This window comes from Mycobacterium sp. PO1 (assembly GCF_017312405.1).
Taxonomy (GTDB): domain Bacteria; phylum Actinomycetota; class Actinomycetes; order Mycobacteriales; family Mycobacteriaceae; genus Mycobacterium.
Window position 1 is genome coordinate 1 of sequence record NZ_BLTG01000013.1, and the last position, 18,113, is coordinate 18,113.

At 60.5% G+C, this 18,113-nt stretch carries 16 protein-coding genes; 5 read left to right on the forward strand and 11 right to left on the reverse strand.

Annotated elements, in window-relative coordinates; genetic code table 11:
• Positions 1-18: 18 nt before the first annotated feature.
• From J3476_RS28165 to J3476_RS05305, 3 genes are all read right to left on the reverse strand, one after another.
• Positions 19-582, reverse strand: coding sequence for a sulfotransferase family 2 domain-containing protein (locus J3476_RS28165; RefSeq protein ID WP_373889030.1), 564 nt, complete (start codon positions 580-582; stop codon positions 19-21).
• A gap of 275 nt (positions 583-857) precedes the next feature.
• Entirely contained in the window at positions 858-1,511 is a 654-nt protein-coding gene (locus J3476_RS05300; protein ID WP_207065470.1) for an FkbM family methyltransferase, read from the reverse strand.
• Positions 1,512-1,757: 246 nt separating this feature from the next.
• Positions 1,758-3,038 carry a hypothetical protein gene (locus J3476_RS05305; RefSeq protein ID WP_207065471.1) on the reverse strand — a complete coding sequence of 427 codons (1,281 nt, stop codon included), beginning with the start codon at positions 3,036-3,038 and terminating at the stop codon, positions 1,758-1,760.
• Between the two features lie 548 nt (positions 3,039-3,586).
• On the opposite strand from J3476_RS05305, the gene J3476_RS05310 reads away from it, so the two are divergent.
• Positions 3,587-4,837, forward strand: a complete 1,251-nt coding sequence (locus J3476_RS05310; RefSeq protein ID WP_207065472.1) for a hypothetical protein — start codon at positions 3,587-3,589, stop codon at positions 4,835-4,837.
• Positions 4,838-4,885: 48 nt separating this feature from the next.
• Here the strand turns inward: J3476_RS05310 and J3476_RS05315 are convergent, their stop codons facing one another.
• The 4 genes from J3476_RS05315 to J3476_RS05330 form a co-directional block, all read right to left on the reverse strand.
• Positions 4,886-5,899, reverse strand: coding sequence for a glycosyltransferase family 1 protein (locus J3476_RS05315; protein ID WP_207065473.1), 1,014 nt, complete (start codon positions 5,897-5,899; stop codon positions 4,886-4,888).
• A gap of 308 nt (positions 5,900-6,207) precedes the next feature.
• Positions 6,208-7,713, reverse strand: coding sequence for a polysaccharide biosynthesis tyrosine autokinase (locus tag J3476_RS05320; RefSeq protein WP_207065474.1), 1,506 nt, complete (start codon positions 7,711-7,713; stop codon positions 6,208-6,210).
• Between the two features lie 34 nt (positions 7,714-7,747).
• Positions 7,748-9,601, reverse strand: a complete 1,854-nt coding sequence (locus J3476_RS05325; protein WP_373889025.1) for a DUF4012 domain-containing protein — start codon at positions 9,599-9,601, stop codon at positions 7,748-7,750.
• Positions 9,602-9,702: 101 nt separating this feature from the next.
• Positions 9,703-10,317 carry a hypothetical protein gene (locus J3476_RS05330; protein ID WP_286182628.1) on the reverse strand — a complete coding sequence of 205 codons (615 nt, stop codon included), beginning with the start codon at positions 10,315-10,317 and terminating at the stop codon, positions 9,703-9,705.
• 382 nt (positions 10,318-10,699) lie between these two features.
• Between J3476_RS05330 and J3476_RS05335 the strand changes: the two genes are divergently transcribed.
• The 3 genes from J3476_RS05335 to J3476_RS05345 are packed head-to-tail and all read left to right on the forward strand — an operon-like array spanning position 10,700 to position 13,308.
• On the forward strand, positions 10,700-12,325 hold the full coding sequence (locus J3476_RS05335) for an acyl-CoA carboxylase subunit beta (protein WP_207065475.1): 1,626 nt from the start codon (positions 10,700-10,702) through the stop codon (positions 12,323-12,325).
• A gap of 46 nt (positions 12,326-12,371) precedes the next feature.
• A complete protein-coding gene (locus J3476_RS05340) occupies positions 12,372-12,650 on the forward strand; it encodes an acyl-CoA carboxylase subunit epsilon (protein WP_207065476.1) in 279 nt (92 codons plus the stop codon).
• A gap of 28 nt (positions 12,651-12,678) precedes the next feature.
• Positions 12,679-13,308: a nucleoside triphosphate pyrophosphatase gene (locus J3476_RS05345; RefSeq protein WP_207065477.1), complete on the forward strand. Its 630-nt coding sequence runs from the start codon at positions 12,679-12,681 to the stop codon at positions 13,306-13,308.
• Between the two features lie 10 nt (positions 13,309-13,318).
• Here J3476_RS05345 and J3476_RS05350 read toward each other — a convergent pair whose 3' ends face one another.
• Positions 13,319-13,660 (reverse strand): hypothetical protein, encoded by a 342-nt coding sequence (locus J3476_RS05350; protein WP_207065478.1) that lies wholly within the window; start codon positions 13,658-13,660, stop codon positions 13,319-13,321.
• Positions 13,661-13,989: 329 nt separating this feature from the next.
• On the opposite strand from J3476_RS05350, the gene J3476_RS05355 reads away from it, so the two are divergent.
• Positions 13,990-15,189 (forward strand): acyltransferase family protein, encoded by a 1,200-nt coding sequence (locus J3476_RS05355; protein WP_373889026.1) that lies wholly within the window; start codon positions 13,990-13,992, stop codon positions 15,187-15,189.
• Here J3476_RS05355 and J3476_RS05360 read toward each other — a convergent pair.
• From J3476_RS05360 to J3476_RS05370, 3 genes are read right to left on the reverse strand one after another with little or no spacing between them, the layout of a single operon-like run.
• The gene (locus tag J3476_RS05360; protein ID WP_207065480.1) at positions 15,177-15,683 is read right to left on the reverse strand and encodes a DUF3830 family protein; all 507 of its coding nucleotides are present in this window, start codon (positions 15,681-15,683) and stop codon (positions 15,177-15,179) included. The genes J3476_RS05355 and J3476_RS05360 overlap by 13 nt on opposite strands.
• Entirely contained in the window at positions 15,680-17,104 is a 1,425-nt protein-coding gene (locus J3476_RS05365) for an amidase (protein ID WP_286182629.1), read from the reverse strand. Before J3476_RS05365 ends, J3476_RS05360 begins: the two co-directional genes overlap by 4 nt.
• The gene (locus tag J3476_RS05370) at positions 17,104-18,084 is read right to left on the reverse strand and encodes a D-2-hydroxyacid dehydrogenase (RefSeq protein ID WP_207065481.1); all 981 of its coding nucleotides are present in this window, start codon (positions 18,082-18,084) and stop codon (positions 17,104-17,106) included. The genes J3476_RS05365 and J3476_RS05370 overlap by 1 nt, the downstream gene beginning before the upstream one ends.
• Positions 18,085-18,113: the final 29 nt, after the last annotated feature.

An 18,113-nucleotide genomic window follows, 5' to 3' on the forward strand; every position in this document is an offset into this window, starting at 1 on the left:
AACGTGAGCCAAGTCAGGTCAAAACCTGAAGCCGAATTTCTCTATGTCTTCGCCGTATACTTTCGCGATCACGCGCCTTGTGTCGCGATCATAATAATCTCGGTAGTCTTTATGTTCAGTTCGGTTGGACTGGCCAAACTTCACGACACGACCGAGCGTCCTAGTCAACCAATCCTCTGTTTGCGTTAGCCGATCAAGATAGCCTACGTGGTCTAATGGGGTAGTGCCGTCTCCGAGACTCAAATAGTAACACTGCGGCCTGAAGATTATGCTCAATGTGCGGACATCTCGAGTAGCGAGATATTGGTGCACAAAGGAATCAAAGTTGCGGAACTCCTCGGTGCGGTAACGCTCAGGATGTTCCATCCATCCACCGCCCGGGGAACCCCCATCCCTCGCGAAATGGTAAGCCGACACAGCCCTGTCCCACGGGTTTCTCACAATCGCGAAACGCGGGAGATCCAACACATCCTGTTGCGAATTTCGGATCATACGTTCGAGTGTGAAGTGACCGACCTGCTCGCCATAGATAGACCGAGATACGCTAGTCCCAGCTGACTTAGGGACGTGGATGAACGCCACTTTTGCACTGCGATACCACGTCTGCGCCTTTCGGACACGGCGGGCTTCAAACCACGATTCAGGTAGGCAGTCTTTAGCTAACTGCCGCAATTGAAAGTTCAGGGAGTTGGAGTGCTGCAACTGACCACCCTCAAGTGTCGTGAACCGTCTTGTTCCAAGCCATTATAGAGAAGCGCGCTCGCGCAGGTCATCATTGCCCCGTCCTGGGAAATGTCACAGGCAAGTCCCATTGCCTTAGCGGTGTGCCCAACCTGGCTCTGAAGGCTTCATGCCACCTACTGCTTTGGCGCACCAGGCAGAGGGCACATTAGGAAATTGCCCGAGTTACGGATGTTTCTGTCAGTCAGACCTGCGCCGTCCCAGTATTTCTGCACGTACCCGAGAGGAGTAAGAAGTTCCAGAACCTCCGATGTAGTCACGCCGTCTTCGATGAGGATGAGCGGCCTGGCCCTCTCTATCGTTGATGACATCCCCCTAAGCACGTCCACTTCGTAACCTTGAACGTCAATTTTTACAAATACGGGCTCCAAGTTTAAGTCATCGACCCGCATCACAGGGCACTGGATCGTCGAAACTTGATAGTCTACCCCCTCGCGTCCAATTCGATATTCAGAGTGCCCCAATTCGCTGCGATTAAAGGTGCCTTCCTCCAAAAGCGAGCGGCCATTTCGCACCGGGACGTAAAATGGCAATTCACCCTCAGCGTCTCCAGCGCCGGCATGGATTACCCGCACTCGCGAGCGAAACAAGCGCGCATTAAGCTGCAACGGGGGGAGGCAACTTGGATTTGGCTCAAAACACACGACTTGAAATTCTGGCTTGATTGCTAGTATAGAAATTGCCGACTGTCCACTATTTGCACCGATGTCCAACGCCAAACCAGTGGCCGAACCTAAAGTCGTCAAACTATAAAAGTCTTCATCGTGCACAGACCGCTTAATATGTCTATATGCGGCAGAGCCAAGTCTTAAAAATCTGGTCAGGCTTGGGCTTTTGAAAAGCACACGCTTGACTCGACTATCCCAGGATCTATCTGGCACAGCGCTTACCCTTCTCGACGTTACGAATACCTCACCCCTTCGATCACCGGAATCTTGCGGTTCTCGGCGATTCGCTGCCTTCATGGTGCCACCGGTTCCGCAAGCAAGCCATCACCACCACGGGATATCGCCACCTCACTCCGACGCGCTGGACTTGCTAGGTATGCCGTTTTGTCTCACCGGAATGCGTCTCACCGGAATGCTCGGCGGAAGCGAGTTCACAGCCGAAGCATTTGCGGACGCCCCCAGACAAACGATCATGAAGATTACATAGCTTGAGCTCGCATCGATCAGACCGCTCTCCAAAACGCTCCGCACGATGACAAAAAACAACAGCCCTAACCACAGGTCCCTCCTGGGGCGAGGATTCTTCATCACCTGCACAACCGCGAAGAACACGAGCGCTAGAGCTACGCTGACACCGACCCATCCCGCCTGAACAAATGCCGAGAACCATGAGCTATCAAAGATTTGCTGATCCCAATATTGTCCGCTAACCGAAACGAAACGTGCAGAAAGTCCTTCGCCGAAAAGCGTCTCCGCAAGTGATCGCATGGAATCCAAGACGGCGCCCCAGGCAATGGTGCGAGAACCCGCCGCATCGATCGGGCTGTCGCCCCCCCGCGTACTGTATGATTCGATTAGCTGGCTGGAATACAATAGAAGTATGACAACAATTGATAACACAGAAACCATCACCAGCTTAGATCTTTGGTCCTGCCTGCCGCGTAAAACTAGGAAAACTAAAACAACCAAAATCAGCGCTGAGGCAGTGCGGGATTGCGTAAGCATAATGATTATTCCGAGAACACTGACCGCAACATAGACCACCCAAGTGCGGTTCACGTGCAACAGTTGCCAAGTAAAGTATATCAGCGGAATTGACGCCATAAAGGCGATCTCGTTGGGGCCGAGCGGTGGAAAGCTTCCAGAGAGGCGTCCATAGTAGGGATAAGCCGAGAACGTCCCAGTCGCGGCAATGAAGATCGTGGTTATTGTCATTACACTGGCCACAACTCTGATCAGGTCCATAGGTCCAACTAGCTCTACAAGAAGCAGAATTACCAGTCCGATCGCGCCTACCCTCAATGCGAGGGCCGCACTCGGCCCAAATTCACCCGATAGTAGGGCTCCGGTAATCGATACGACCAGATACAGCAATACGAGGAGAAACGGAGCAACCGGTACATTATTTGCGGCAGCACTGGTACGTGCAACATGCAGTCTGACCCATAGCGCGAGAAAGATGGATGCGCCTAGGACCATGATCTTTCCATTTACGGTCCAGTCAAACTGTCCGCTATAATAATTGCCCCGTCGCCATGGAACGACCTCAATCAGAAGCAAAAGCACCAAAAGATATATGTATCTCGGCGCCTTGCTGAAAGTAGGCGTAAACCGCTGTCTGTCGGTCACTTATGTTTGCCCCACCCTACACTCACTGAACATCCCCAACGCCCGCAGTCCGCTCAAACCGAACCGTATAACGATGAACGCGCTACACCCGGACTCTACTGCACGGCAGGGCTCGGCGGGAGCGACTGGAAACGACTTTCTAGTGACTACGCACTAGTCGGACGGACGGTATCGACTTAACAAGCCCGACGAAGAGTGGGCGCCCCAGCGGAGTTCTCGAACCGCTCTCGTCTCGATTATCGGCGCCAGACGAGCCTCGCGAACACCACCTAGAAGTGTGCCTGAAGCCCACAGGGCCGATAAAGGCAGAACCCGTTCGTACGTTGGATAGCGTCGTCGGGCTACGTGCTCCGATGGGGATTGCCTATCGCATCCTCGTCTCAACCTGTGCGCTGTAGTCGCCCCATTCGTTAGACTATTCTAGGTCCGCGTGTAGCCGTTGGCACTCAGCCGCATGTGAATTCGTCTACGAATGGTGTCACGACCTACCATGCCTTGGCGCCAGCGGGATACTGCCAACTCGGAATCTTGCGGAGGGACAATTGCAGATGAGCGGGCGTTTCGCCGCTGCTGTTGCAGGGCGCACATCAACCGCCGCGGCGATTGCAGCCCAGGGCACCCAAGCTTCAGCTGGCCTTTTGATCCAAGTAGTGGCCGCAAGGAATCTCGGCTTGGACGGGCTTGGTAAGTTTGGATTGCTGTATGGCGTCATGATAGTGGCCACCGCACTGCCTTCAGGTTTTGTCGGAGATTCCATGGCTGTTCTTGACAGGCAGCGACCGTCTGTCCGTGCGGCACTGCAGAATTGGCTTCTCCTCATCGCAGCGGTTTGTGCTTCCATCTGTTTTTTGGGCGCTTATGCAATTGGTATTGTCGACGGCGGCGTGGCCATTGTATATGGCGTCGCTACATTCCTTTTCTTGGTCGAGGATTCGTTGAGGCGTCTATTGATGGCTGCAATGCGTTTCTGGCGAATTACCCTTGTTGACATCACGTCTATCGCAGTCGCCGTTATTGTGTTCGTCCTTAGCCCGAACGTGGATTTGCTTATCCTATTCGCCGCCCTGGCGGGAGGTCAATTGGTTGCGATTGTGGTGGCTGTGCTGCTTATGCCTCGTGAGGAAAAATGGTTTGCTTCACCACGACCGGCTTCGTATCGAGTTGTTGCCAGATACGGAATATGGCGGAGTCTGCAGCTCGCAGTAAGGCCGGCGTCATTAGCAGCAACGAGGGCAATTGTGATCGGTGCTGCCGGTTTATCGGCGGCGGGCGAGTTAGAGGCTGCGCGTATATATACCGCACCAGCCATGCTTCTAGTTGTCGGCCTGGGCGCCTATTTATTTTCCAGTTACGCCCGTGACAAACAACGGCCCCTCAAAGAAGAGATTCGATCGGTAGATCGACAAGTGGTTGTGCTAGGTGGATGGATAGCAATGTTAAGTATCTGTATTGCTGTTGCCGTTCCGCAAGTGAGTCCCTTGATCGCAGGACAGCAGGTCTCGATGACGATGACGATTGGATGGTTGGTGTACATTCTAAGCGTTGCCACGACAAGTTGCTATGCAAATCTGGCGGCGGTCCGTGGTTTCGAACGTGCTACCCTGGCCGTCAGATCATTTGATTCTGGCCTGTCCGTGATTTTTGTGATCGCCGCCATGTGGGTGTACCAAAAGACCGATTCAGATCTCTTAGTTGAGGCTGCGCCATTTGCAATCGCTGTTGGCTCGTTTATCGGCGGCTTTATCTTACGTCGCTATGTTCTACGTCCCGGTTCTGCACCTAGCGATGCGCCATCGTGATATATCTTGCCATTAGATTATAAGCAAATCAGACGCCATTCACGCGTCCTAGGATTGTGCGATCAGCAAGAGCTCATCCCGGATTTTCAAACAAATAGATTCCCATCCGAACTGTTCGGTATAGGGTTCACGGCTCCGACCTACGGACTGATTCAACTCAAGCGCGGCGGCCGCAATACTATCGAGATCCGTCGGCTCCGTGAATGTACCGTACGAGCCAACGGTCTCACGGAACACGGGAATATCGCTCACCAGAACGGGCGCACCAAAGGTTGCAGCCTCGACCACGGGCAGGCCGAAGCCTTCATCTAGTGAAAGGCATACAAAGAATCGACAATTTTTGTACAGCCACTTCAATTCGCCGTTTGACAAGTTACTGGCCATGATTACGCTCTTCTCCGCGAGAGCATCTGCGAATTCTGAAAAATCTGCGGGGACGCCTGACGCCTCTCCAATCAAGACGACAGGAAAATGGGGAGATATCAGTTTTGTCTTTTGCAATGCCCGCACAGTTCTCTCAAGGTTCTTTCGTACGTTGAATCTACCCACGCATACGATATACGAACTTTCTGCAATATTTAGGTTTGGGCGCTCAATCGCAGCCCTTGCGAGGGGCGGGAAAACGGCAAGGCCACAATTTATAACCCTCTTCAGCCGAGGATTATGCTCTATAATCCTCTCGCGCTCGTTTTTAGACGTTGTGATAACCGATTGCGGTCGCCTTGCAAGAACGGGGATGAGACTAAAGTAGCGGCGTTCGGCCCAGCTGAACCACTCTGGATTCGACTGGTATAAGACATCGTGGAGAAATACAGCGCTACGTTTCGATGAACTTGAGAAGCTGAATGTCAGAGTGGCATCTACACGCTTCCGCTTCGCAATTATGGGTAGTTCCAGAAGGTTTATTGCAGGATGCTTTCGCAAATGAGTATCGACTACTTCGATTCCAGACGGTATCGTCGAGTGGTCGGACTCGCTTTCTCGAAGTTTCGGAATAGCCAAAATAACTTCATCCTGCGGGAATTGCCGAACCCACTGCTTAACCGTTTCTACCGAGACCATCCGGTTCGAGTATGGACCCGCGTTCCACCAGAATCCATCGATCAGTATCCTCATTTGTACCCTTCGCTGCTAATTAACGAGCACCAGTGAGGCAGCTTCTATCGTTGACATTCGTTCTTGCGCTTCTGACACAGTAAGCCACTGACACCATACTCGCGCACGCTGCTACTGCACTGTCACTATCCAAGCCCCTAAACCACAGAACGCCCACCGCCACCCGAGCTCGCGCAAATCATCCCGAACAAATCGGGTCGCATCCTTAGCAACTGAGATCGACGACGCCGACCCGCGGTTTGCGGTCTCCAGCGCTAGTCGGAGCCGATATGGCGACGTCGTCTACCGGTTTGCGGAGATTCGTCGCCTGTCTCAGACTGTCCCATTTCCGCTACGCCGATATTCGGCACAGAGGACCGCGCCAACAACTGCCTGGCTGAGCGCGACCGCGTACTGCTATCGTCATTCTCATACTTATAGCTGTAGCCATAGTAGCTGTAAGATGCTGAACCCCGAGTGGGCATCATGGTGAACACCGCACCCAGCAAAGGGGCTCCGACGCTTTCGAGACTGCGGACTGCGTGTGCAAGCTGATCACGCTTTGTCTGTCCGTATCGAGCCATTATTAGAACACCGTCTGAACCAGCAGCTACGATTGCTGCGTCAGTGACAGCCAAGAGTGGTGTCGAGTCGACGACAACGTAGTCGAAACGCCCGCGCAAGTCGCTCAGCAAATTCCTCGCCGATTGAGAACCGAGTAACTCGCTCGGATTGGGGGGAATCGCCCCCGATGTGAGCACTGTCAATCCCGGAAATCGGGTCTTCTGCAGTGCCTCGTCCAGTGTAACGCGGCCGCTAAGAACAGTGCTGAACCCAACTGATCCGATCAAGTCGAGATACTTGTGCAACATTGGCCGGCGTAGGTCACCGTCGACTAAGACCACACGATGTTCTGCTTCGGCCAACGCCAGCGCAATATTTATCGCAGTCGTCGACTTACCCTCGGAAGGTACCGAACTCGTCACAACGATTACTCTCGGCGGATTGTCGACTGCGAGGAACTGCAAGTTCGTGCGAAGCTTCCTGAACGCCTCAGCAATTCCCGAATTATCACTCTCGTAAGCAATTGCGGCCTGCTTGCGGCGCTCTTTGTCTAAAGGAATAGTTCCCACGACGGCGGAAGCTGTTATTTCCTCCAGTGTCTCGCGACGCTTCACAGTGTTGTCCAACAGGTCGCGAAGGAGCGCCAAACCGACCCCCGCGACCAGACCCAAAACCAGGCCTATCGCGATATTTCGCGTCGTCTTCGGGACAACAGGATGGCTTGGAATGGAGGCGCGCTGCTCGACGACCACCCGCGCGTCTGGGGTTGCACCATTCTCTGGTGTCTCGAGGTCTCGCACCTTCGCGACGAACTCGTCAGACAGCGTGTTGGCGATGTCTCGTGCCCGGACAGGCGAACTATCGAGCACGTCAACGTCGATCAATACAGTGTCAGGTTTCGCGCTCGCTGTCACATTCGCTTGCAGCTGGGCTGACGTCATGTCGAGACCCAGCTTGTCGATAGTGTGTTGAGCGAGTGACTGACCCATCAACAGCTCTGCATAAGAAATGACGCGTTCTTGAGAGAAGCGACTTCCTTGATAGATGTCACTTACGGAAGATCCCGAAGTGGTCGAGACGAACAGCCTTGTTGACGCCTGATACATCGGCGTCGTCACTAACGAAACCACTACTGCGCCGAGAACCACGGCGAGCGCAGTCACGCATAGTGTGACCCAACGAGAACGTAGCACCTTCAAGAAATCTTGGAGATTCAACGCCCGCCCCCCCCAATTGCAAACACTGCGTTGCTCAGCCTGCGCACTCGGGCACCATGACCTTTGCCTCTACATTGTCAAGAAGCGGCTGACTCGGTGTTCGGGGTGTCCCAGGGACCGTTGGCTCTGAGAGCTGGAAGCTGACATCGGCAGATTGTCCCGGCGGAATGATAACTTGGACCTCGAACACTGGATGCCCACGTTCTACGTTGATGATTGCCGGCACCCGTTCACCATTAAGTATCGCAGTTGACAACTCCGAGCCCTTAGTCGCGAAAAGCCGTACCGAGGTAATATTCGTGCCCTTGGGGACTGCAATAAGCATCTCAGGGGAGAGTCCTGCGGCGGCCGCTACATAGTCGGGTAGCGGCTCGTTGGGTACATTGTTGGTCAATGTGACGTTGACGGTCGACGCCCGTGTCTCAGCTCGACAGTCATCTGCGGCGTACTCAATATTCGCATCTAGATAGTAGTCAAGTTTGTTGCCGCCTAAGTTGTTGACGACAACCGCCGCGTATGGAGCATCGTCGCTCGGCAGGATGTGGGCTAACGGAGTCTGTTCGAGTAGCTCCTGCTCGGCGGGTACCGAACTCCATACTGCAATTCGTCGTTCGCTTACAGCCCTGCCCAGTGCATCCAGCAGTTGTCGAGGCGACCTCACTGGCCCCGTCATCTTTGCAACTACAGCATTGGCGATATCCTGCAGGTACTGCTGGCGGGCTACCTGGTCAGTTGGGAAGCGAATGTAGGCGGTTGATTCCGTGAGCTCGACCACATTCTCTCTGGAAACGAGCTCGCCGTCGGCTAGTGAGACCGGGCCAACTGCTCCAAGGATGTAGCTCAGCGCGACAGGGTCAATCGCAATCACACCGTCGACCTCTGTGCCGGTTTGCTCGGCCCACATGGCCTTCCATATCTGCGCGGCGTAGGGAAAGTGTGGGCTTAGGTTGCTGTTACGGATGTCCGTAAACGGCTGGGCGTATCCGTACTGCTGGTCGTACTCCAGCCCAAGCTCTATGGGCGCCACGGCCTCGGAAAGGTCGTCATTAGGGGCGAGGGCGTCGACGGCGGGAACGCCATTGTCAAATCGGAGAACTCCGTATGCGCCCAGCAGGCCGCCGGTACCCCGTGCTTCTGCGTTCGTTTGGAAGCCCATGAAGTACGTTCGCGGCCCATCTGCGCCCATCATCGTCGGCGCCAAGCGTGCAGCCATAGCGGCGTTCTCGATAACCGAAGTGATGCCGGAAATCTGGCTTTGAAGTTCGGACCGAGCATCGCGGATCAGGGATACGTACCGTGGCTCTGTAATCGAAGCGGCTTCCCCGTTGAGACGGGTGGCGTTGGCAGACAACTCGCCAAGTTGAGGCGCCTGGCTACGGAGCAGTTCAACGTCAACACGGCCGTCTCGGTACAGCCGTTCTGGAGCGATAGCGATACCTACATCCGCCGCCGGTCGCAGAACGTCGGAAGCGAGGCCGAGGACTACATCGGTGACCTGCTGGCCGGTCTTGAAGGGACTGCCAAGCCACGGCAGGCCAGCGAGGATGTCCCAAGCGAGAGAATGGGTGGCGTTTCGCGCCGTCTGGGCACTGACTACTGCGTCATCGGCCGACTCAGAGGCGGCCTGGGTATCTCCCTCTAGCAGTGCGTCTTTCGCGGCCTGAGCACTATCACGGGCCTGCTCGAGGTTCGACTTAGCATGGAACGCACCGACCGCTACCCAGCAGCCCAGTCCAAGCAAGACAAGCGCCAACACTGCTGTGCCCCAAAGAAACCTACGGCTTCGAAATGCGCCGGACAGGCGCCGCCGGCCTTCGTCGCGCTCCGCCCCTTCGTCGTCGTGGCCCTTCAGCTTCTTGTCAGACTGGCGTTGCGGAAAAAATCGCACTCACAATTCCCTGCGCAAGGTCGAAGCCTGCACGTCGATGTCTCGACGTGCAGGCTCCAACTCTATGAATTGGTTGTCCGTGTCAAAAGACCAACAGTTCGTTAGCAGGCGCCACGGGTTACTGTCCCATAGGGACCGGCAGAAATCCCTTCGCCATCCCGACAGGCACTCAGACTGAGCTGCCCAAAGGTCGCACGCTGCTCTTGCAGCTGGGCGATGCGATTCTCGTAGAAGGGTGCGAAGATCGAGTCAGGCCTTCTTGCCAGCTTCGCTTCGTAGATGGCGATCGTGGTGTCGGTCCAGAAGGTCGCACTCCTGGTGAAGGTAGCGGAGAGCTGCACGGAAGTCACCTGGAAGAACCAGATGAAGTCGCCCGGCGCCGCCGCGAGGTCGCCGGCGACCTGGTGCACGGGGGCGGCGGGAACCTGAACAGCGGGTGCGGCGTTCGCGGCCGCGGGCACGAAGGCAGCAGACGCCCCAAGTGCAAGCGCCGCGGCACCCACCTGGAATTTGGTCGCGATGGCATTCATTTTTGTTCCCCCCAAGAAGGTTCGGTCCCTTGATGTTGCTGAGAGCTTCTCAGACTCCGGGCACCCTGTCAACCGAAACGGCCGCTTCCGTGCAATTTTCTCCGCAAAATCTGAAAAACGCATGACCAGCGGGTCTTCAAGTTCAGCTACGACTTGCGAAAGCTTCAGCCGGTTCCACCAGCCCACCGCCTAGCGACGCTCAATGCGCGGAGTATCAAGTTTGCTGCGCCAACGTACACATACTAATTGTTCAGCACGAGGCCCTTTAGTTAGTTGATTGCGCGGTGGCTGAGGCCAATCGCATCGGCACTCCGTTGCCACCGCGGTGTGGAAGCAGCCGTTCGGGAAGACCGTGGCAATAACGACTTGAATGTGCGGTTTGGGCCACAGCAGTTGTGGGATGAGGCCAGAAGAGAAAGCCGGTCAGCGCTCAGTTAAGCCGCAGACGGACCTCGATGATGTTCCGCACGCCGCCTGGCCCCTTGAGCAGAAGCCTTCGCCAACACTTCTTAAGGGACTTATAAGGGCCACCCGCGACTCCTGAATCCCCCGCCGATACGATCACCTCATGACCAGCGTGACTGAGCCTGCCGCCGAGCACGAGATCGACATCCACACCACCGCCGGGAAGCTTGCTGATCTGCGCAAGCGGGCCGAAGAGGCGTTGCATCCGGTCGGCGAGGCCGCCGTGGAGAAGGTGCACGCCAAGGGCAAGTTGACCGCCCGCGAGCGCATCCTGGCGCTGCTGGATGAGGAGTCGTTCGTCGAGCTCGACGCGCTGGCCAAGCACCGCAGCAAGAACTTCGGTCTGGAGTCCAACCGCCCCACCGGCGACGGGGTTGTCACCGGGTACGGCACCATCGACGGCCGCGATGTGTGCGTGTTCAGCCAGGACGCCACGGTGTTCGGCGGGTCACTGGGTGAGGTGTACGGCGAAAAGATCGTCAAGGTCCAAGAATTGGCCATCAAGACCGGCCGCCCGCTGATCGGCATCAACGACGGTGCCGGCGCCCGCATCCAGGAGGGTGTGGTGTCCCTGGGCCTCTACAGCCGAATCTTTCACAACAACATCAAGGCCTCCGGTGTCATCCCGCAGATCTCGCTGATCATGGGTGCGGCCGCCGGCGGGCACGTCTACTCCCCCGCCCTGACCGACTTCGTCGTTATGGTCGACCAGACCAGCCAGATGTTCATCACCGGCCCCGACGTCATCAAGACCGTCACCGGTGAAGACGTCACCATGGAGGAACTCGGCGGCGCCCACACCCACATGGCCAAGTCCGGCACCGTGCACTACGTCGCCTCCGGTGAGCAGGACGCCCTGGAATGGGTGCGCGATCTGCTGTCCTACCTGCCGCCCAACAACTACGCCGAGCCGCCGCGCTACCCGGCGCCGCACCCCGGTCCGATCGAGGAGAACCTCACCGAGGAGGACCTCGAGCTCGACACGCTGATCCCGGACTCGCCGAACCAGCCTTATGACATGCACGAGGTCATCACCCGCATCCTCGACGACGACGAATTCCTCGAAATCCAAGCGGGTTACGCGGGCAACATCCTGTGCGGCTACGGCCGCATCGACGGCCGCCCGGTCGGCATCGTGGCCAACCAGCCCACCCAGTTCGCCGGCTGCCTGGACATCGACGCCTCGGAGAAGGCCGCCCGGTTCGTACGGACCTGTGACTGCTTCAACATCCCAATCGTCATGCTCGTCGACGTGCCCGGCTTCCTGCCCGGTACCGACCAGGAGTTCAACGGCATCATCCGCCGCGGCGCGAAACTGCTCTACGCCTACGGCGAGGCCTCGGTCGCCAAGGTCACCGTGATCACCCGCAAGGCCTACGGCGGCGCCTACTGCGTCATGGGGTCCAAGGACATGGGCTGCGACGTCAACGTCGCCTGGCCGACCGCCCAGATCGCCGTGATGGGCGCCTCCGGCGCGGTGGGCTTCGTCTACCGCAAGCAACTCAAGGAAGCCGCCGAGAAGGGCGAAGACGTCGACGCGCTGCGCCTGCAGCTGCAGCAGGAGTACGAAGACACCCTGGTCAACCCGTACATGGCCGCCGAGCGCGGTTACGTCGACGCGGTGATCCCGCCCTCGCACACCCGCGGCTACATCGGCACCGCGCTACGGCTGCTCGAACGCAAGATCACCCAGACCCCGCCGAAGAAGCACGGCAACATCCCTCTCTGACCCTGCCACCACGACGGACCCGTCTGCCAGACAAGGACTGTGAGCCATGAGCCACGACACCGACATCGCCGAGGTCTCCGACCCGCGCGACATGACGATCGACAACCCGCCCGCGCCGGAACCGCACTTCCAGATCCTCAAGGGTGACCCGAGCCTCGAGGAAATCGCTGCGCTGGCAACCGTGCTCGCCGGCGCCGGCGGCGGCCACCCGGAACCGGGCCCGCAGGAGCTCAACCCGTGGGGACATCCGGTGGACAAACTGCGCTACTCCTACGCCAGCTGGCAGCGGGTCACGCTGCTGGAGCGCACCCACCTGCGGCGTTGACCATCCGCCTCGACCACGGCGCGCCCTCATGACCCGGGTCGTATTGGGCTCGGCGTCGACCGGGCGACTGCGGGTGCTGCGCCAGGCTGGCCTCGATCCCCTGGTGCTCGTGTCTGACGTGGACGAGGATGCGCTCATCGACTCGCTCGACGGCGACACCCCACCCGAGGCGGTGGTGGCCAAGCTTGCCAACGCCAAGGCGGTCGCGGTGGCGGCGCAATTGTCGCAGGACGTTGCCGCCGACTGCATCGTGCTGGGCTGCGATTCCATGTTGTTCCACAACGACGCCCTGTGCGGCAAGCCCGGCTCCGCGGAAGCGGCGCGGCGGCAGTGGGTTGCGATGGCCGGCTCTACCGGCCATCTACTCACCGGGCATGCGCTGCTGCGCATAACCGACGGGGTCATCGCACACACCGACAGCGAAACGGCCAGCACCACAGTGCATTTCGGCACGCCGACCGACGACGAACTGAACGCCTACGTCGACAGTGGCGAACCGAACCACGTCGCCGGCGGATTCACGCTCGACGGCTTCGGCGGCTGGTTCATCGATCGCATCGAGGGTGACCCCTCCAACGTCATCGGGATCAGCCTGCCCCTGCTGCAGCGGATGGTGCGCCGCGCCGGGATCCCGATCACCGAGTTGTGGCGGAACTGAGCCGACTGACTCAGCAGCCCCTCGTGTTTGGACGCCGGACCACCAAAATAACCCGCTTGGCCTTCGGCGAGATGTTCTGGCCGCCTCGCGGCGCCTGAGCGCACACTTCCCAGTTCGTGTAGTTGATGACCTCGCGGACGTCTTTCCGGTTGCGCAATTCGAGATCCAGATCGACATCTCCGGTCACGTCAAGAACCGAGTCGATGGCGCGCTGCAGAATCTCGCCGCGCACGTCCGGCATCTCCCATGGGCCGGGATTGCCATCCTGCGCGGCCGCCGCAGGCGCAGCACCCATCAGTCCGGCCGATACCGCCATCGTGGCCGCCAATGTCGCGGCGAACTGCTTACGCATGCGAATCCCCTCCACGTTTCCTGTGAGCCCCCTGACGAACAGTAACCGAGTCAAACCTCGACGACGGTAACAATCCGCTCACGACCGATTTGCTAGGCCCCGTTCGGGCGCCGGCGAACAGCGGCCGCGCCCGGAAAGGGTTGCGTGATTCGAATCACACTGGCATTTGCTAACTTTCGCCAGGATGGTATTTCAGCCATGATTTGACGCAAGCAAAGTATTTGGCTGGGGGGCTTTTGATGACTACTACGCTGGACCGATACCGCAGCTCGTCTCGACGGCGCGCTCGCAAAGCGGCTGAAGCAAACATTCGCCTGGACCTTCAGGGTTTGCGGGCGGCGGCGGTCTTGGCGGTCGTTGCGCACAGCGTGTGGGGACAACCCGTCGGCGGCTTCGTCGGAATCGACATATTTCTAGTCCTGTCCGGTTATCTCGTCACCGCGAGCCTGTTGCGGGCCGGGAAACACAGCAAAACGATGGCGGTCGGGCACTTCTACTGGGGCCGCCTATTGCGCGTGGTCCCGGCGGCCACCGTGGTCCTGCTACTCACCTACGTCGCATCGCTGCTGGTACTCCCCAGGGGCCGTGCGGAACAGGTCGGCGTCGACGCGCTGTCCGCCTTCGCGTTCGCGGCCAACTGGCATTTCGCCTTCCTGGGGGCCGACCCGTTTGCCGGCCCAGCCTCGGCGTCACCGCTGCAGCACTTCTGGGCGCTGTCGGTGGGTGAGCAGTTCTGGCTGGTGTGGCCGCTGCTGATTCTGGTCGCCGCGATGATCGCCGCCACGCTCGCGTGGTCGCAGGCGCGCAAGACCGCCTTGGTTGCCGGGATCGCCGCCGTCGTCATCACGGCGTCGCTGGCCTGGTCGCTGTACAGCTCAGCGAGCACACCGGACTGGGCCTACTTCAACACGTTCTCGCGGCTCTGGGAGCTCGGCGTCGGCGCACTGCCGGCCACCGCCGCCGGCTTCCTGGCCCGCACCCCCATGCTGGTGAAACCGCTGCTGTCGTGGGCGGGTGTGGCGATCATCGTCGCCAGCGTGTTCGTCATCACCGAGACCACCGTCGGCTACCCCGCCCCATGGGCGCTGCTGCCAGTCGCCGGCGCCGCGCTCGTCATCGCGGCCGGCATCGGCGGCGAGCCGGCTTTCCAGCCGCTGCTGCGCAACCGCGTCAGCACCTATCTCGGCGACCTCGCGTTCGCGCTGTTCCTGGTGCACTGGCCGGTCATCGTGCTGCTCCACGCGGAGATGAAGACCAGCGTCTACTTCTACGCCAGCGCGCTGTCGCTGATGTTCGGGCTGGCGCTGCTGCTGCACCACGGCATCGAGAAGCCGCTGCGGCACGCCAGCCGCGAGAAGATCCGCGACGGCATGCGCGCGATGGAGCACGGCCTGTTGCACATCGAGCGCGCCACCAAGGTCGCGCTAGTCGCCGGGCTGGTGCTGGTGACCCTGGCCCTGGTGTCCTACGCGATGCGGCCCGAAGCGCTGGAGCCGGCGGCGGGCATCACCATCGTTCAGCCGCGCTGAAAGCTCAGCGTCTCCCCGCGCACGCCGCCCATCCACAGGTCCTGGCAGGCCTCGGCCATCGCGGGCAGGCCCTCGATGATCTCGCCGAACACGTTGCCCGGCACCCAGCCCTGGTCACCGTTGATCAGCAGGTTGTTGCGGCCGTAGAACAACGCCAAGTCGACGATCGCGCCCTGGGTGCCGGTGCCGGTCGAGTTCTCGTAGCCGTAGGCCGGGTTGCCGAGCTGATCGGAGCTGAACGAGAACCAGCACAGATCCCCGGGAATCGGTGTCACCGTGGTGTTCTCCAGGCCCGGGTCGGCCGCGGCGAACGCCGGCAGCAGCGTGTAGATCTCGTTGCGGGCGTACTTGCCGTGAAACACCGGCGCTGAGAGCGGACCGTCAGCCAACGCGTCCCACACCGCTGCACAGGTCCGCGGGGCGGCCTCGTCGAGCAGCCGCGCCGGGCAGCTCACCCCTCGCTTGTCCAACGAGACGGTGATCAGTCTGCTCACGAGTTGTCCTCCTGCGTCATCAATGTGGGGGTGCGTCGGTGCCAGTCGGTCACCGACTGGTAGGCCTGCCCGACCCGCAGCACCGTCGCGTCGGCGTGCCGGGCCCCGACGATCTGCAGCCCGACCGGCAGACCGGCGGAGGTGAATCCGCACGGCACGCTCAGCGCCGGCTGCTGGGTCATGTTGAACGGATAGGTGTAGGGCGTCCAGCTGGTCCAGTCCGGCGAGGGCGACCCGTCGGGCACGTCCTGGCCGACCGGAAACGCCGGCAGCGGCAGCGTCGGGGTGATCAGCACGTCGAAGTCCTGGTGGAAGCGACCCATCAACTGGCCCAGCCGCATTCGCACCGCCATCGCGTCCAGGTAGTCCGACGCCGAGCAGCGTGACCCGGCCGCCGCGGTGCGCAGCAGCCCGGGGTCGGCGCGGCCGGTCAGCTCGGCCAGCGACCCGTAGGGTTCGAGCACCTTGGCTTCCCCGGAGAACCACAGCACGTGAAACGCCTCGACCGGGTCGGTGAAGCCGGGGTCGACCTCGTCGACGATCGCGCCCGCCTCGGCCAGCGCCGCGACGGCCGCGCGCACCGCGGTGTCGACGTCGGGGTCGTTGTACACGTAGCCGAGGTCCGGGGAGAACCCGATGCGCAGTCCGGCCACGCCGGTGTCGAGGCCGTCGAGGAACGAACGGGTCGGTGTCGGCATCGCCGCCCAGTCGCGGGCGTCGAAGCCGGTGATCACGTCCATCAGCGCCGCGGTGTCGCGCACGGTGCGTGTCATCGGGCCTGAATGCGCCAGCGTGCCGAACGGGCTGGGCGGGTAGTGCGGGATCAGCCCGAACGTGGGTTTGAGCGCGACGGTGCCGGTGAAGCCGGCCGGAATCCGCACGGAGCCACCGCCGTCGGTGCCCACCGACCACGGGCCCATGCCCAGGCCGACGGCCGCGGCGCTGCCGCCGCTGGACCCGCCGGCCGTCGTCGCGGGGTTCCACGGGTTGCCGGTCGGGCCGAACGCGATCGAGTCGGTGACGCCCTTCCACGCGTACTCCGGGGTGGTGGTCTTGCCCAGGATCACCGCGCCGGTTTCGCGCAGCCGCGCCACGCACGGGGCGTCCTCGTCCCACGGGCCGGCGGTGTCGACCAGTGCGCTGCCCCGCAGCGTCGGCCAGCCACGAGTCAGGAAGATGTCCTTGATCGACGTCGGCACCCCGTCGCCCGGGCCCAGCGGTTCCCCGGCATGCCAACGCGCCTCGGACTCCTTGGCGGCGGCCAGCGCGCCCTCGGGGTCGACGAGGACGAACGCGTTGACCGCGTCGTCGTAGGCCTCGATCGCGTCCAGCGCGGCCTGGGTGGCCTCCACCGGGGAGATGGATTTGTCCCGGTAGCCGGCAACGAGTTCGGTCGCCTCGGGCATCGACGCGTCCGACATCACTGCCCTCCCGGGATGTAGCCCAGCTTCTTGTCCACCACGTTGTGCAGGTCCTCCCCCGCCAGCCAGCGGCGCGCGTTGGCGACGAATTGTCCGGCCAGCTCCTCGCGCCACCCGACGACGTCGGCGGACATGTGCGCGGTGATCGTCACGTTCGGCGCGTCCCACAGCGGATGATCAGGCGGCAGCGGTTCGGTGTCGAACACATCCAGTGTGGCACCACCGATCTGGTGGGTGCTCAACGCGTCGAGCAGCGCGGCCTCGTCGACCATCGGGCCGCGGGCGATGTTGACCAGATGCGCGTCGGGTTTCATCGCAGCCAGCACGTCGGCGCCGACCAGGCCGCGGGTCTCGTCGGTCAGCGGGGCGGCCAGGATCAGGTGGTCACACCACCCGGCGTGCGTGGAAAGCTCCGCGCTGGAGACGATCTCACCGAAATCGGGGTCGTCGGTGGTGGGCCGGCGGCCGGCGCCGCGCACGTGCAGCCCAGCGGCGCGCAGCAGCTTCGCGATCTCGCGGCCGATGCCGCCGGTGCCGACCACCAGCGCGGTGGCGCCGGTGATGCTGCGGGTCTCGCGGTGCCGCCATTCATGGCGGGCCTGCAGCGCGAAACTGGTGCGGGCGTCCTTGGCGTGCGCGATCACCGCACCGAGCACGAACTCGGCCAGCGGCCGGTCGAACACCCCGCGCGCGTTGGTGACCACGACCGCGGAATCCCGTAGCTCGTCGAACAACAACGTGTCCACGCCGGCGGCGGTGATGTGGATCCACTGCAGCGCGTCGGCGTCGTCCCACACGTCGCGCACAGCGGTCGAGAAGAAATCCCACAGCAACAGTCCCTGCGCGCCGCGCACCGCCTCGGCCAGACCGGCGGCGTCGCAGAACCGGAAGTCGACGGCGAGATCCCAACTGTCGAACCCAGGCGGGCGGTCATCTGGCTTCGCGCACAACACCGCGACAACCGGGCGAAATCCAGGCATTGGGCACAGGTTAGGAATCAGATGGTCCG